General features: G+C 72.4%; 11 protein-coding genes and 1 tRNA gene. 7 read left to right on the forward strand and 5 right to left on the reverse strand.

Translation table 11 applies throughout. From position 1 onward, the window contains the following. The first annotated feature begins 3 nt into the window (after positions 1-3). Positions 4-501 (forward strand): hypothetical protein, encoded by a 498-nt coding sequence (locus tag ACWEPX_RS07645; protein WP_451896286.1) that lies wholly within the window; start codon positions 4-6, stop codon positions 499-501. Here ACWEPX_RS07645 and ACWEPX_RS07650 read toward each other — a convergent pair. The 4 genes from ACWEPX_RS07650 to ACWEPX_RS07665 form a co-directional block, all read right to left on the reverse strand. Then, the gene (locus ACWEPX_RS07650; RefSeq protein ID WP_451896287.1) at positions 498-5342 is read right to left on the reverse strand and encodes a DNA repair ATPase; all 4845 of its coding nucleotides are present in this window, start codon (positions 5340-5342) and stop codon (positions 498-500) included. The genes ACWEPX_RS07645 and ACWEPX_RS07650 overlap by 4 nt on opposite strands. Continuing rightward, positions 5339-7342 carry an SPFH domain-containing protein gene (locus ACWEPX_RS07655; protein ID WP_451896288.1) on the reverse strand — a complete coding sequence of 668 codons (2004 nt, stop codon included), beginning with the start codon at positions 7340-7342 and terminating at the stop codon, positions 5339-5341. The genes ACWEPX_RS07650 and ACWEPX_RS07655 overlap by 4 nt, the downstream gene beginning before the upstream one ends. Positions 7343-7345: 3 nt before the next feature. Then, entirely contained in the window at positions 7346-7933 is a 588-nt protein-coding gene (locus ACWEPX_RS07660) for a hypothetical protein (protein WP_451896289.1), read from the reverse strand. A 74-nt stretch (positions 7934-8007) separates the two neighbouring features. Then, positions 8008-8493 carry an Lrp/AsnC family transcriptional regulator gene (locus ACWEPX_RS07665; RefSeq protein WP_451896290.1) on the reverse strand — a complete coding sequence of 162 codons (486 nt, stop codon included), beginning with the start codon at positions 8491-8493 and terminating at the stop codon, positions 8008-8010. 137 nt (positions 8494-8630) lie between these two features. Between ACWEPX_RS07665 and ACWEPX_RS07670 the strand changes: the two genes are divergently transcribed. Both ACWEPX_RS07670 and ACWEPX_RS07675 read left to right on the forward strand, forming a co-directional pair. Beyond that, positions 8631-12023: an indolepyruvate ferredoxin oxidoreductase family protein gene (locus tag ACWEPX_RS07670; RefSeq protein WP_451896291.1), complete on the forward strand. Its 3393-nt coding sequence runs from the start codon at positions 8631-8633 to the stop codon at positions 12021-12023. A gap of 11 nt (positions 12024-12034) precedes the next feature. Continuing rightward, positions 12035-12107, forward strand: a tRNA-Lys gene (locus ACWEPX_RS07675). A 73-nt stretch (positions 12108-12180) separates the two neighbouring features. Here the strand turns inward: ACWEPX_RS07675 and ACWEPX_RS07680 are convergent. Continuing rightward, positions 12181-12522, reverse strand: a complete 342-nt coding sequence (locus ACWEPX_RS07680; protein ID WP_451896292.1) for a hypothetical protein — start codon at positions 12520-12522, stop codon at positions 12181-12183. A 152-nt stretch (positions 12523-12674) separates the two neighbouring features. On the opposite strand from ACWEPX_RS07680, the gene ACWEPX_RS07685 reads away from it, so the two are divergent. From ACWEPX_RS07685 to ACWEPX_RS07700, 4 genes are all read left to right on the forward strand, one after another. After that, positions 12675-12845 carry a DUF397 domain-containing protein gene (locus tag ACWEPX_RS07685; RefSeq protein WP_451896293.1) on the forward strand — a complete coding sequence of 57 codons (171 nt, stop codon included), beginning with the start codon at positions 12675-12677 and terminating at the stop codon, positions 12843-12845. Between the two features lie 225 nt (positions 12846-13070). Continuing rightward, positions 13071-13850, forward strand: a complete 780-nt coding sequence (locus ACWEPX_RS07690) for an isocitrate lyase/PEP mutase family protein (RefSeq protein ID WP_451896294.1) — start codon at positions 13071-13073, stop codon at positions 13848-13850. 44 nt (positions 13851-13894) lie between these two features. After that, complete coding sequence (locus ACWEPX_RS07695) at positions 13895-15184, forward strand: nucleotide sugar dehydrogenase (protein WP_451896295.1); 1290 nt, start codon at positions 13895-13897, stop codon at positions 15182-15184. A gap of 12 nt (positions 15185-15196) precedes the next feature. Next, positions 15197-15784 carry an acyltransferase gene (locus ACWEPX_RS07700; RefSeq protein WP_451896296.1) on the forward strand — a complete coding sequence of 196 codons (588 nt, stop codon included), beginning with the start codon at positions 15197-15199 and terminating at the stop codon, positions 15782-15784. Positions 15785-15801 lie beyond the last annotated feature (17 nt).

A 15801-nucleotide genomic window follows, 5' to 3' on the forward strand; every position in this document is an offset into this window, starting at 1 on the left:
GCCGTGACCTACTACCCGCCGCCCCCAGGACCGTGGGCGCCGCCGTTCCCGCCGCACCCGCGACCCAGCGGCGGCACGGCCATCACCGCGGGCGTCTTCGCCCTGCTGCTGCTGGCCTTCGCGGGCTGGAACATCTTCTGGCAGGCCGCGTTCGTGCTCGACGGCTGCGGGTTCGACTGCCTCACCGGCGTGGGCGTGGTCCCGTTCATCGGATTCCCGCTGGCGTCGCTGCTGCTGCTCGCCGGGGCCATCATGACCTTCGCCCGGGTGGTCGCCGGTCCGGTGCTCGCCGCGATCGGCGCGTTCCTGGTCCTGGCGATGCTGCTGATGTTCCTCGTCCTCTCCGGCGGCTACGTCAACGCGCTGATGATCCTCGGGTTCATCCTCGCCCTGGTCACGCTGGTCATGTCCTTGCTGCCGCCGACGTTCGCGTGGACGCGCGCGCCCAAGCCCGCGTTCGCGCCCTACCCGCCGCCGATGCCCTACCCGCCCCGGTACTAGCGGCCTGCCGCCCGGGTGATCGCCGCCTCGATGGCGCCCACCCGGTCGGCGAGCAGGCCCATCGCCCCGACCGCGCGGGTGATGGGGTCGTCGCCCGCGGAGCCGAGGGCCTGGGTGCGCAGGAACGCGGCCTTGACCTCGGCCCAGCGGGCGGCCGCCGCCGGGTCCAGCCTGCCGCGCAGCTCGGCCAGCTTGAGCAGGTTGGCCTCCGCGCCCGCGGCCAGGGTCTGGGCCTCGCCGAGGTAGTGGTCGTCGATGACGGCCTCCAACTCGGCGTCGTTCATGACCGGGACGATGCGCTCGGCGAGCTTGTTCATGTTGCGGTAGGAGCCCTGGAGCCCGAACGGCGGCTCGGTGCGGGCGGCGTCGGACTGGGCGGCCGAGGCGATGTAGGCCTTGTTGTTGGCCAGCACGACTTCCTGCACCCGCAGCAGCTTGCGCAGCACCGAGACGATCTGCTCGACCTCGACCGCGGAGTACGGGTGGGCGAGCTGGTCGGCCCGCGCGCTGCCGTCGCCGCGCGCCATGCGCACGAACAGGCCGATGTCGGCGCGGTCGCGTGTGGACAGCGGCGCGAGCACCGGGTTGGAGGTCAGCGCGTTCTCGACGTAGCTGAGCGCGAACAGCTCCTCGCGCCCGGACAGCACGTCGCCGAGGTTCCACACGTCCGCGCGGTTGGCCAGCATGTCCGGCACCCGGAAGCGCTGGCCCGCCTCGGTGTAGGGGTTGCCCGCCATGCAGACGGCGAAGCGCTTGCCGCGCAGGTCGTAGGTGCGGGTCGCGCCCTCCCACACGCCTTCCATCCGGCGCTGCGCGTCGCACAGCGGGATGAACTTCTGCAGCAGCTCGGGGTTGGTGTGCTGGATGTCGTCGAGGTAGAGCAGGACGTTGCTGCCCAGCTCCAGCGCGAAGTTGATCTTCTCGACCTCCTGCCGCGCGGTCGCGTTGGGCGCCTCGGCGGGGTCGACGGAGGTCACCGCGTGCCCCAGCGCGGGGCCGTTGACCTTGACGAACACCAGGCCGAGCCGGTTGGCGACGTACTCCATCAGCGTCGTCTTGCCGTAGCCCGGCGGGGAGATGAGCAGCAGCAGGCCCATCTGGTCGGTGCGCTTGCCCGCGCCCGCCGCGCCGAGTTGCTTGGCCAGGTTGTCGCCGATCAGCGGCAGGTACACCTCGTCGAGCAGGCGGTTGCGCACGAACGCGCTCATCACCTTCGGCTGGAACTCCGCCAGCCGCAGCCGCCGCTTCTCCGCCTCCACCAGCGCCCCGCGCGCCTGCTGGTAGGCCCGGAAGGCCGGGACGCGGGTGGTGCGGAACCGCGCGGTCCGCACCAGGAACTCGTCCAGCCGCACGGTCAGCGCCCGGTCGGTGATCCGCGGGTGCGTGCCCAGCAGCCCGCCGACCTGCTCCGACAGCGCCGCCGACGAGTCGTGCCTGGTGATGAGGTCGCCGCACAGCTCGATGGCCACGGCCTCGGCCAGATCCGGCGCGTCGGCGGCGAACGCCTCGTACCAGGCGGCGACCAGCTGGTGGCGGGTCGGGAAGTCCTCCAGCGCCCGCACGTCCTCGGCGAAGCGGCGCTCGTCCTCGGCGCCGAGGGAGGCGTGGAAGCGCTCGACCAGCGACCGGGCCGAAGCGCTGGTGACGAACCCCGCGGAGCCGTCGGCCAGCTCCTCGACCAGGTACTCCGCCGCCAGGTCGAAGTCCACCGGCAGGTCGAGTGCGCCCCGCAGCACCTCGGCCAGGTCGGCGACCAGCGCGCCCAGCGCCGGGGCGCTCCCGAACGCGGTCCGCGCCCTGACCAGCGACGACGCCCGCACCGACCACCGCGCCCTGGCGGCCTCGTCGGCGCAGAAGGTCCAGAACAGCTGGGCCGCCGCGCGCTCGGCGGGCGGGTAGCGCAGCAGCCCGGCGCCCGCGCGCAGCCGCAGCAGCGCTTGCAGGATCAGGGTCGCGTCGTGGTCGTGGACGCCGCGCTCGTAGCCCTCGTCGTAGCGGGCTTCGGCGGCGGCGCGCACGGCGTCGGCCAGCGAGTCCGCCTGCAGCGCGCCCCCCGCCTCGGCCAGCAGCGAGGCCGCCAGGTGCTCGGCGCGGTAGACCTCCGCCGACTCCGACACCACCAGCTGGTCCCAGAACTCCCGGGTCGCGGCGAACTCCGGCGAGCGCACGGGCGCGCGGTAGTCGGTGCCGGTGACCGCGAACGCCAGGCCGCCGTCGTGCGGCACCAGGGTCAGGTCCACCGGCTGGGTGTTGACCGCGAAGGTGTGCCGCCCCAGCCGCAGGGTCTCCCCGTCGGCGCCGTAGAGGTCCTGGCGGTCCCGCAGCGACCGCCCGGCCTCCTGCCGGGCCGCCTTGACCTTGCCCTCCAGCTCCTCGGCGCGCACCTGGTCGTCCAGGGCGCGCAGCTCCTCGGCGACCGAGCGCAGCTTGGCGACCATCGGGTCGCCTGCGAAGTAGGTGTTGATCTCCTCGACCGACGCCAGCGCCGACACCCGCCGCCGGACGGCGGCCAGCACCCGCTCGGCCGAGCCAGCCAGCCGGTCGGCGCGGCGGGCCCGCTCGTCGAGCAGGGCCTGCTTGCGCGCGGAGAACGCCTCGTAGACGTCGGTGCGCTTGTCGACCAGCTGGGCGAGGAAGTCGTCGAACTCGGCGAAGCGCGACTCCAGGTTCTCCACGGCCAGCATCAGCCGCCCGAGCTGCTCGTCGCAGCGCGCCGGGGTGTCCGCGGCGGCCAGCCCGGCGGTGATCGCCTGGCCGAGCAGCGCGAACTCGGCGGCGAACTCGGCGCGCCCCTCCAGCGCCAGCAGCTCCGAGCGGCGGGCGCGCAGCGTCGCCCTGGCCCGGTTGACCCCGGCCAGCACCTCGCCGACGCGCTCCAGGATGCCGGTGCGCACGGTCGCGTCGGCGATGTCGAGCCCGCCGACGACCTCGGTGACGACCTCCAGCCCCTCGGCCTGCGCGGCCAGCCGCTCGGCGACCGGCTCGGCGTCGGCGACGGTGGCCAGCGCGGCCGCCTGGGCGGTCAGGGCCTCGACCTGCTCGTGGTAGGCGGCGAAGGCGTCCGGCCCGCGCAGGAACTCCACCGCGCGCCTGCCCGCCGAGTCCAGCTCCCCGGTGAGCGAGCGCTCCAGCTCGTCCACCGCGGCGAGGTCGATGTAGCGCAGGTCCCGCAGGGTCACCACGCGCCCCTGGGCGCGGCGCAGCGCCGCGAGCTGGCCCACCCAGTCGTCGGCGGACTTCGGGGCCTCACCGCGCACGACCCGCACCAGCGCGCCGACCGACTCGGCGACCTCGGCCAGCGAGGCCGCGGCCTGGGCGGTCAGCGCCTGCACGGCCTCGAACTCGTCGAGCACCTGCTCGGCCGTGGCGCGCATCGCCGCCAGCGGCTCGCGCAGGTCGCCCAGCTCCGGGTCGCCGAGCCAGTGGTAGTGGTCGAACGCCCGCGCGCAGGCGGCGATCAGGGCTTCGTAGACCGGGATCGAGGGCGCCATCTCCTCGACCATCCTGGCCACCGACAGGCAGTCGGAGATGCCGCGCACCAGGTCCGGGTTGCCGACCCGCTCCAGCGGCCCGGACCCGACCGGCTGCCGCGCCGCGTAGGTGTCGGACTGGTAGGGCGTCTGCCAGACCTGCATCGGGTGCACCCGGGTGGGCTCCTCCGACGTGGCCCGGAAGGCGACCAGCGTGCCGTCGTCGAACAGCGAGTACCCGTGGCAGACCAGCGGCGCGGCCACTTCCTTGCGGATCACGTTGTAGGGCAGCAGCAGCGTGCGGCCGTCGGCGCGGGCGTGGAAGGCGTAGAGCACGTCCTCGCCGTTGGGCGAGCGGATCACCCGCTCGTACTCCAGGTCGGCGACGTCGGTGTCGAACGTCCGGTGCACGCCGGTGGCCAGGTAGTACCCGCCGGGGAAGATGATCCCCTGGTCCTCCGGCAGCCGCTGGCACGCCTGGCCGATGCCGTCGAGCCGCACGACGGCCTTGGTGTGGGTGTTGAAGACCAGGTGCCGCCACTCCGGCTCGTTGTAGGGCCGGACCCGGATCAGGATGAGCGAGCCGACCTCGGCGTAGTGCACGTCGGCGTCGGCCAGGCTCTGCAGCTTCTCGGCGACCGGCTCGGCGTAGACCCCCTCGCCGGTCTCGGTGTTGTCCTCGACCTTGACCGTCAGGTTGCCGCCGACGGTCTCCACGAACACCTTGCCGAGGATGGAGATGTGCGGGAACCGGCCGAGCACGTGGTCGGCGCGGGTCGTCTCCACCCACTCGAAGTCGTGGGCAGGCGGGAAGACGTGGTCGCGCTCGCCCCGGTTGTCCAGGTAGGCGACCGGGTTGGTCGACCAGCGCAGCACCTTGGCGTCGGCGGTGCGCGGCCCGGTCTGGAAGACCGCGAGCAGCTTGGCGTCGAGGCTGCGCAGCTGGAGCAGCCGGGTCTGCCGGTAGTACCGGTACAGCTCGCCGAAGTCGCGGGTGAACCCCGGGTCGGCCAGCAGCCCGGGCAGCTCGCCGGGGTCGGCCTGCTCGAACCGGAAGGCGTCCCCGTCGCGGGCGAAGCGGTAGAGGCCGAACACGTCGGCGACCGTCGTCTCCGGCTTGAGCCCGATGAAGACGTTGTAGCCGAACAGGATCAGCCCGCCGACCTGCACGATGTCGCGCGGCACGCAGTTGTGCTCGGTGCGGATGCGGTCGGTGCCGACCAGCCGCATCTGCGCCCCGCCGAAGACCGCCAGCCTGCGGGTGTTCAGCTCGTCGGCCCGGCTGGCCAGCTCGGCCGCCTGCTCGCCGAGCCGGGCCCGCAGGACCTCGTAGGTGCCCGCGTCCAGCTGCGCGCCGAGGGTTTCGGTCACCGCGCGGCCAGCGTCGCCACCGGTGCGTCGGCCACCCCGAGCCGCTGGGCGTGGCCGAGCAGCTCCTGCAGCTTGCCCGCGTCCCCGCCGCCGGAGTTGATCATCTTCAGCAGCAGCGCCGAGACCGACAGGTTCTTCAGGTCGTCGCTGGAGAAGGCGCCCAGCATGCCCTTGAGGTCGTCGGTGAAGCTGGCCTCGCCGTTGAGCCACGGCCCGGCCAGCGTGCGGGCGGTGTCGGAGTGGTCCATGAACCCGTCGACGGCCTTGCCCATGCCGACCGCGCCGACGAGCCGGTCGAAGAACAGGGTGTCGCCGCCGACGATGTCGATGTCGGCCTTCTCCAGGCCCGCGGCCAGCACCATCGCCTGCGCCTCGGCGACCTCCTTGTGCACGGCGATGCCGCGCAGCCGGATCTCCTTCTCCGCCTCCAGCCGCAGCCGGTACTCCTCGTGCTCGCGGGTGACCTGGTCCATCGCGGCCATCGCGCCCGCCTTGTCGGTCAGGCCCTCGGCCTCGCCCTTGAGCTTGGCCTTGATCGCCTCGGCCTCGACCAGCGCCTTCTCCCTGGCCACCGCGGCCTCGGCCCGGCCGACCTTCTCCACCGCGGCGGCGTCGCGCTCGCGGACCTGCACCTGGGCCAGGCCCTCGGCCGCGGCCTGGGCCTGCTCGCCCTCGGCCAGCCGGATCTTGGCCCGGGCGTCGAGCTCGGCGGCCTGCTGGCGGGCCTCGGCCAGGATCAGCTCCTCGCGCGCCTTGTGCTTGGCCGCCGCCTCGGCCGCCTCGGCGGCCTTGATGTCCTTGACCAGGTTCTCCTGGGCTTCGGCCTCGGCCTGGATGACCAGCGCCTGGCGCTTGCGCTCGGCCTCCTCGACCGCGCGCAGCCGCTTGATCGTCTCCTCCTGCTCGGCGACGGTCTTGTCCACGGCGATGCGCTCGCGGACCACCTCGGCGACCGAGCGCTTCTCGACCTCGACCTCCTTGCTGGCCGCGATCCGGGACAGCTCGGTCTCCCGCTCCCGGGAGATGACCTCCAGCAGCCGGTCCTTCTCGATGCGCTCGGACTCGATGGCGATGACCCGCTCGCGGTTCTTGGCCGCGACGGCGATCTCGCGCTGCTGGTTCTCGGTCTGGATGCCCAGCGCCTCGTCGGTGCGCAGGTGCGCGGTGTTGGCCTTGAGCCGCTCCTCGGCCTGCACCTTGGCGATCTCGGCCTCCTCGCGGGCGCGCATGGTCTCGATCTCGCGCTTCTGCTTGATCTCGGCGTCGGCCTGGCGCCGCTGCAGCTCCAGGATCGCCTCCTTGGCGTCGACGTTCTGCCTGGTGATCTCCTTCTCCTCGTGGCGCTGGTACTCGTTGGTGCGCACGTGCTCGATCGCCGTCAGCTCGGTGATCTTGCGGATGCCCTGCGCGTCGAGGATGTTGGCCGGGTCGAGCGAGGACAGCGGGGTCTGCTCCAGGTAGTCGATCGCGGCGTCCTCCAGGCTGTAGCCGTTGAGGTCGGTGCCGATCACCCGGATGATCTGGTCGCGGAACTCGTCGCGCTTGGTGTAGAGGTCGACGAAGTCCAGGTGCTTGCCGACGGTCTTGAGCGCCTCGGAGAACTTGGCGTTGAACAGCGCCTGCAGCGTGGTCTCGTCGCTGGCCCGGGCGGTGCCGATGGCCTGGGCGACCTTGATGACGTCCTCGACGGTCTTGTTCACCCGCACGAAGAAGGTGATCCGGATGTCGGCGCGGATGTTGTCCCGGCAGATCAGCCCGTCTCGCCCGGCCCGGTGGATCTCTATCGTCTTGACCGAGATGTCCATCAGCTCGGCCTTGTGCAGCACGGGCAGCACGACAGCGCCGGTGAAGGTCACGTCGACCTTGCGGACCTTGGAGACGATCAGCGCCTTGCCCTGCTCGACCTTGCGGAAGAGCCTGCTGACGACGAAGAAGCCGACGATGGCCAGCAGCAGCAGCGCGCCGATCGCGATGCCCGCGCCGATGGAGATCGGTTCCATGAATCAGTCCCTTGTGGAGTCGAGGTCGACCGGGGCGATCCAGAAGAACTCGCCGTCGGCGTCGTAGTCGTAGATGACGGCCGTGCGGCCCGCGGGCAGCGGGTCGTCGCCTGCCTGGCGGACCTGCACGATGGCCGACGACCCGTCGGCCGCGGTGACCTCGGCCTGGCCGAAGGTCGCGTCGACCCGCCCGGTGCGCACCACGCAGAGCAGGCCGACGAAGTCGTGGCGGGAGGCGGCCGGGGCGTCCGGCAGCAGCTTCCGCAGCGGGATGAGGACCAGGCGCGTGACCAGCAGCCCGACCACCGCGGCGATGGCCAGCCCGGCGATCCCGAGCACGGTCACCAGCGTCGGGTCGAGTCCGTCGAGCATCACGGTGACCACCAGACTCGTGAACCAGGCGACGATGATGGTGATGGACAGGGCGACCGTGGCGGGCACGCCGCCCAGGCCCAGCGCGTCGACCTCGTTGAAAGCCTCCACATCGGACGCTCCGATGAGGACGAGCAGCCAATAGCCGACCACGACGAGGAGCGCGAAACTCAGCACCACGACGGGGAAGCTCAGCGCAGTGCTGACGAACGCGCCCATCCGCTCCCCCTCCCGCCCCTGTCGGGCCGGAGGTTACCCCGCGGAACCGGACGAGCGGGTGGTTTTCGTGAAACTCACTCGGGGTCCGGGGTGGCGCGCTCCAAGTCGTCGAGCAGCGGCGCGATGCGGTAGGCGATCTGCTCGGTCATCGCGACGGCGGTGGTGCTGCGGATGACCCCGCGGCAGGCGAGCACGCCGTTGATCACCTCGTGCAGGTGCCGGGTGTTGCGCGCGGCCACCCGCACCAGCAGGTCGCCGTCGCCTGCGATGCCGTGCGCCTCCAGCACGTACGGCAGGGCGGCCAGGTCGTCGACGGCGCCCTTGAGCCTGCCCTGGGCGACCTGGATGGTGACGAACGCGGTCACCTCGACGCCGAGCGCGGTGTAGTCCACCGACCGGCCGCGCTGCCCGACGACCCCGCGCCGCTCCAGCCGGGCGACCCGGGCGTGGGCGGTGTTGCGGGCGACGCCGAGGCGCTGGGCCAGCTCGGTGATGCCCACCCGCGGGCTGGCCACCAGCTCGCGGATGACCCGCAGGTCGAGGCGGCTCCAGTCGGCCATCCTGCTCAACCTCCCCGCCCTGCTCCGAGCGCTTCTGAGCGATCTGCTCAAGTTCGCGGCGGGAGTATTGCATTTCGCTCAGCGAGCCGCATTGTCTGTCCGGAAGCGCGCGGTGTTCGTGGAGGGGTGTGAGGTCGATGACGGCGCTCGTGGAGGGCTACCACCCGGCCGAGGTGCTGGGCCGGGCCGACGGGGTCGGCGCCATGACCGGCGTGCAGGCCCTCGCCCGGCTGCTGGTCGAGCAGCGCCGCGCCGACGCCGCCCGCGGCTGGAAGACCGCCGGGCTGGTCTCCGGCTACCGCGGCTCCCCGCTGGCCGGGCTCGACCTGGTGCTGGAGCGCAACGCCGCGCTGCTGGCCGAGCACGACATCAAGTTCATCCCCGGGGTGAACGAGGAGCTGGGCGCGACCGTCGTCTACGGCTCGCAGCTGGCCCCGCAGCTGCCCGACCCGGCCTACGAGGGCGTGTTCGGCCTCTGGTACGGCAAGGCCCCCGGCGTGGACCGCTCGGTCGACGCCTTCAAGCACGGCACCTGGATGGGCACGACCCCGCGCGGCGGCGTGCTGGTGGCCGCGGGCGACGACCCGGCGTGCAAGTCCTCGTCGCTGCCGTCGAACTCGGCGATGGCGCTGGCCGAGTCCTACCTGCCGGTGCTCGCGCCGGTGGACGTGGCCGACGTGGTCCGGCTGGGCCGCTACGGCTTCGAGCTGTCGCGGTTCTGCGGCAGCTGGGTCGGGTTCACCGTGGTGACCAACATCGGCGACGCCTACGAGGTGGTCGACCTCGGCGCGCGCCCCGAGGTCGTCGCGCCGCCCTTCGAGTGGAACGGGCGGGCGTGGCGGCCCACCCACAAGCCCGGCGTCGGCATCCCGGAGGCCATCGCGCTGGAGCACGAGGTGCTGGAGGGCAGGCTCGCCGCGGCCGAGGCGTTCGCGCGGGCCAACGGGCTCAACCAGATCTCCGGCGCGGCCGACGCCCGCATCGGCCTGATCGCCGCAGGCCACAACTACGCATCCCTGCTCGACGCCCTCGACCGCATGGGCCTGACCGGGCCGGAGCTGGAGCGGCGCGGGGTGCGGCTGCTGCGCCTGGGGATGCTGCACCCGATCGACCGGGCGACCCTGGTCGAGTTCGCCGACGGGCTGGCCGAGATCGTCGTCGTCGAGGACAAGCGCGCCTTCGTCGAGACCCTGGTCAAGGAGGCGCTGTACGACCGGGCCGTGCGGCCCGCGGTCTACGGCAAGCGCGGGCCGGACGGCTCGGCGCTCATCCCGGTCCACGGGGCGCTGGAGACCGACCGGCTGATCGGCACGCTGGGCAAGTTCCTCGCCCAGCGGGTCGGGGTCGAGCTGCCGCCGCGGCCGCGCCCGCCCGCGCTCACGCTGACCCCGGTCAACCGCACGCCGTACTTCTGCTCGGGCTGCCCGCACAACCGCTCCACCGAGCTGCCCGACGGGTCCCTCGCGGGCGCGGGCATCGGCTGCCACGCGCTGACCACGTTCATGGACCGCAGCGTCGGGTTCACCCAGATGGGCGGCGAGGGCGTCAGCTTCGTCGGCGCCGCGCCGTTCACCGGCACCCCGCACTTCTTCCAGAACCTCGGCGACGGCACGTTCTTCCACTCCGGCAGCCTGGCCGTGCGGCAGGCGGTCGCCGCGGGCACCAACATCACCTTCAAGCTGCTCTACAACGCCGCCGTGGCCATGACCGGCGGCCAGCACGCCGACGGCTCGATCGACCCGGCCGCCGTCACCCGCCTGCTGCACGCCGAGGGCGTCGTGCGGACCGTCGTGGTCACCGACGACCCCGGCAAGTACCCGCGCGGCACCCGGTGGGCGCCCGGGGTCCGCGTCGAGCACCGGGACCGGCTCGACGCCGTGCAGCGCGAGCTGCGCGAGGTCCGCGGCGTGACGGTGATCCTCTACGACCAGGAGTGCGCGGCGGAGAAGCGGCGCAAGCGCAAGCGCGGCAAGGCCCCCGACCCGGTGACCCGCGTCCACATCAACGAGGCGGTGTGCGAGGGCTGCGGCGACTGCGGCCGCAAGTCGAACTGCCTGAGCGTCGAGCCGGTGGACACCGAGTTCGGGCGCAAGACGCAGATCGACCAGACCTCCTGCAACAAGGACTACTCCTGCCTGCTGGGCGACTGCCCGTCGTTCATGACCGTGACGCCGGGCAAGCCGGTGCGGCGCGAGCTGGCCGCGATCCCGCCTGCGCCCGACCCGGAGCTGCCTGCGTCGGCGGAGCTGGTGATGGTCGGGATCGGCGGCACGGGCGTGGTCACCGTCAACCAGGTGCTGGCGACGGCCGCCCTGCTCAGCGGCCTCGACGCGCGGGGGCTGGACCAGACGGGCCTGTCGCAGAAGGCGGGCGCGGTGGTGTCCCACCTGCGGATCACCCCGACGCCGACCGGCCACCCCGGCCTGGTCCCCGCGGGCGGCGCGTCGGCGTACCTGGTGTTCGACGCCCTCGGCGCGACCGCCCCGGCCAACCTGGGCCGCTGCTCGCCGGAGCGGACGGCGGCGATCGTGTCGACCTCGGAGGTGCCGACCGGCCGCATGGTCGCGGACGTGGCGGTGTCGTACCCGGGCCGCGACGAGCTGCTGTCGGCGATCGCCTCCCGCACCGCGTCCCTGCGCGCCTTCGACGCCCTCGACCTGGCCGAGCGCCTGTTCGGCACCACGGTCGCGGCGAACTTCCTGGTGGTCGGCGCGGCCTACCAGGCCGGGCTGATCCCGCTGTCGGCCGCCGCGATCGAGGAGGCCATCCGCCTCAACGGCACCGGCGTGGAGATGTCGATCACCGCCTTCCACGCGGGCCGAGCGGCGATCGCCGACCCGTCCTGGCTGGTCGGCCCCGCGGCCCCGGAGAAGGCCGTCCCCCAGCCGCTGCCGCTGGACGAGTTCACCGGCGAACTCCGCCGCCTGCTGGAGATCCGCGTCCCCGACCTGGTCGCCTACCAGGACTTGGCGTACGCGCGGACGTACCTGGAGTTCGTCCGCGAGGTGGCGTCAACGGACATCGAGGTGGCGACGGCGGTGGCGCGCAGCCTGCACAAGCTGATGGCGTACAAGGACGAGTACGAGGTCGCCCGCCTGCACCTAGCCGACACGTCCGCTGAGGCGGTGTTCGGCCCCGGCACCAAGGTCGCCTACGCCCTCCACCCCCCGCTCCTGCGCGCCCTCGGCCTCCGCCGCAAGATCACCCTCCGCCGGACCGCCAAACCCGCCTTCCGCGCCCTGCGCGCCCTGCGCCCCATCCGCGGCAAGTGGTACGACCCCTTCGCCCACGCCCCCCTCCGCAAATCCGAACGCTCCCTCATCCCCACCTACATGACCACCATCCGCACCGCCCTCCCCCACCTCACCCCCGACACCCGCGCAACGGTCCTGGCCCTGGCCACGGCCCCGGAGGACATCCGCGGCTACGAACACATCAAGGAAGCCGCCATCACCCGCTACCACGCCACAACCACCGCCCTCCTGACCACCCTGCAAGCCGCCCCAACCCCCGCCACAGCACCCCGTTAGGATGAGGGCGCGGGCCGTTAGCTCAATTGGTAGAGCTGCGGACTTTTAATCCGTAGGTTCTGGGTTCGAGCCCCAGGCGGCCCACTCTTTAGCCTGCTCAACGGCGGTTGCTTAGCACCCGATCTCGAACTGCCACCCGGTCTGCGTCATCTTTGCGTCAGGATGGCCGAACGCGCCCTCCAGCGCAGCGGCCAGGGCGGCCGTGACCTGGGGAGCGGCCGCGTTTCTCTATGTAGTGGCGCTCGACCACTTCCACCGTGTTGCCGAGGACCGCGGCGATCTCCTCGACCGAGCACCCGGCGGCGTAGAGGATCGTGGCCACCGGCTTGCGCCAGGTGTGGCTGCTCACCTCGGGCATCCCGGCCGCGGTGAGCGCGTAGCGCAGGCACTTGGTCATGTTCGAGGGATCGAGCCACCCGTCGTCGGTGCCGAAGAGCGGCCCGTCGTGCGCGGCCGCGAGGGCGCGGCGGGCGACCATCACCCCCGCCCACCCAGGCACGACCGGCTCCACAGCGGGCCTGTCGCCCTTCCGGCCTTGCTGCCGTATTAGCCTTTGCGGTGACATCGACCGGTTCTGGTGATCGTTCGCTGCCGACGATGACGAGACCATGAGAATCCTCCGCAGGCGCATCGACAACATCGGAGGATCGAATGGATAAGACGCGATGGCGTAAGACTGCCCGCTCGGATGGGGCCAGCAACTGCGTAGAGGTGCACCCGGCTGGCCTGGTACGGGACAGCAAGCACCCAAGCGGCCCGGTCCTGCGGGTCGAGCTACGGCAACTGCTCCTGACCGCCAAGACCGTCACGTTCGGTAGCTGACGGCCTCATCCTTGTGGCAGCTTTCAGGCCCCCCGACACACGACCAGACACGCAACCCCGGACCGGGGGAGGCAATTCCCTATGTTCTGGGTTCGACCCTTAGCTGCCCACAAAGCCCCAGGTCAACCGCCTGGGGCTTTGTGGTGTCAAGACTGACCCACGTTTACCCTCGGATTTCCCGAGATCGTCACTTCGCGGGAGTACGGTGCGGGTGTGGATGGTGTGGTGAGGAAGTTTCGGGAGTTCACAGCCCTGCACGAGGCTCCGTTCGTCATCCCGAATCCGTGGGATGCGGGGACGGCGCGGGTGTTGGGGGCGGTTGGGTTTCGGGCGTTGGCTACGACCAGTGCGGGGCTTGCGTTCGCGCGGGGGGTGCCGGATGGGGCGTGCACGCTGGAGGACACGGTGGCCAATGCGGCGGAGATCGTGGCTGCGACCGATCTGCCGGTGACCGCCGACCTCGGCCACGGGTTCGACGACCCCGCCGACACGATCCGCCGGGCTTCGGCGGTCGGGCTGGTGGGTGGGTCGATCGAGGATGCCGTCGACGGGGAGGTCCTCGACCTCGACGCCGCTGTTGAGCGGGTGGCGGTGGCGGCGGAGGCGGCGAAGGGGCTGCCGTTCCTGCTGACCGCGCGGGCGGAGAACTTCCTCTGCGGGCGGCCCGACCTCGACGACACGATCGCCCGGCTCCGGGCGTACGAGGCCGCGGGCGCGGACGTCCTCTACGCCCCCGCCCTCCCCGACGCCGAGGCCATCGCGGCGGTGTGCCGGGCCGTGGGGAAGCCGGTGAACGTGCTGGCGACCGGGGCCGCCGCCGGGATGTCGGTCGCTGAGCTGGGCGGACTCGGCGCCCGGCGGATCAGCCTGGGGTCGGGGCTGGCCAGGGCCGCGCTCGGCGCGCTGGTCGCGGCCGCCGAGGAGATCCGGTCGGCGGGGACCTTCACCGCCATCGCCGCCGCCCACCCCTACGGCGACCTGAACCGGCTCATGGGCGGCAGGTAGTCTCGCGGCACCGCCGTGCGTCGTCAGGATAGGAACCGTCTTCGGTGAAGATCGCAGTCATCGCCCTCGGCAAGATCGGGCTCCCGCTCGCCGTCCAGTTCGCCGACAAGGGGCACGAGGTCGTCGGCGTCGACGTCAACGCCGAGGTGGTGGCGCTGGTCAACCAGGGCGTCGAGCCGTTCCCCGGTGAGGCGCACCTGCAGGAGAAGCTCTCCGCCCTCGTCCCGGCGGGCAAGCTGCGCGCCACGACCGACTACGGCGACGCCGTGCCCGGCGCCGACGCGGTCGTGCTGGTCGTCCCGCTGTTCGTCGACGACGAGGCCCGCCCCGACTTCGGCTGGATGGACGCCGCCACCGAGGAGTTGGCCCGGCACCTGACGCCCGGCACGCTGGTCTCCTACGAGACCACCCTGCCCGTCGGCACCACCCGCAACCGGTGGAAGCCGATGCTGGAGAAGGGCTCGGGCCTGACCGAGGGGACCGACTTCCACCTCGTCTTCTCCCCCGAGCGCGTGCTCACCGGCCGGGTCTTCGCCGACCTGCGCAAGTACCCCAAGCTCGTCGGCGGGCTCTCGCCGGAGGGCGCGGCCAAGGCGGTCGAGTTCTACCAGGCGGTGCTGGACTTCGACGAGCGCCCCGACCTGCCGCGCGGCAACGGCGTGTGGGACCTGGGCTCGGCCGAGGCCAGCGAGCTGGCCAAGCTCGCCGAGACAACCTACCGCGACGTCAACATCGGCCTGGCCAACCAGTTCGCGCGCTTCGCCGCGACCGCGGGCGTGGACATCTACCAGGTCATCGAGGCGTCGAACTCCCAGCCGTACAGCCACATCCACCAGCCGGGCATCGCCGTCGGCGGGCACTGCATCCCGGTCTACCCGCGGCTGTACCTGTGGAACGACCCGGAGGCCACCGTCGTGCGGGCGGCCCGGGAGACCAACGCGGGCATGCCCGTCTACACCATCGGCCTGCTGGAAGGCGCGCACGGCTCCCTCGACGGCGCCCGCGTCGCCGTGCTCGGCGCCGCCTACCGCGGCGGGGTCAAGGAGACGGCGTTCTCCGGCGTGTTCGCCACCGTCGCCGCCCTGCGCGAGCGCGGCGCGACCCCGCTGGTGCACGACCCCCTCTACACCGACGACGAGCTGCGCAAGCTCAGCTTCGAGCCCTACCACGTCGGCGAGGAGGTCGACGCCGCCGTCGTGCAAGCCGACCACGCCGAGTACCGCGAGTTCGGCCCGGCCCAGCTGCCCGGCGTCCGCACGGTCGTCGACGGGCGGCGGGTCAGCTCGGCCGACCGCTGGCCGGGCGTCGCCTACCGCGTCATCGGCAAGGCCTGAGGGAGGGCACCCGTGTCGTTCACCGCCGACAGCGCCGACGTCGCCGACACCGCCGAGATCGGCGAGGGCGCCAAGGTCTGGCACCTCGCCCAAGTCCGGGAGAACGCCCGGATCGGCGCAGGCAGCATCATCGGGCGCGGCGCCTACATCGGGCCTGCCGTGCGCCTCGGGGACAACTGCAAGGTCCAGAACCACGCCCTGGTCTACGAGCCCGCCGAGCTCGCCGCGGGGGTGTTCATCGGCCCCGCCGCGGTGCTGACGAACGACACCTACCCGCGCGCGGTCAACCCCGACGGCTCGCTGAAGTCCGCTTCGGACTGGGAGCCGGTCGGCGTCACCATCGCCGAGGGCGCCTCGATCGGCGCGCGCGCGGTGTGCATCGCGCCGGTCCGCATCGGCGCGTGGGCGACGGTCGCCGCGGGCGCGGTGGTCACCAAGGACGTGCCCGACTTCGCCTTGGTGGCAGGCGTCCCGGCCCGCCGCATCGGGTGGGTCGGCAAGGCCGGTGCCCCCCTGCGTGCCGAGGACGGTCGCTGGGTGTGCCCATTGACCGGGGCCGAGTACACCGAAGTGGACGGCGAACTCTCCCCGATCGGCTGAATCCGAGTTGGACACGG

The sequence above is a fragment of the Actinokineospora sp. NPDC004072 genome, from assembly GCF_053604195.1.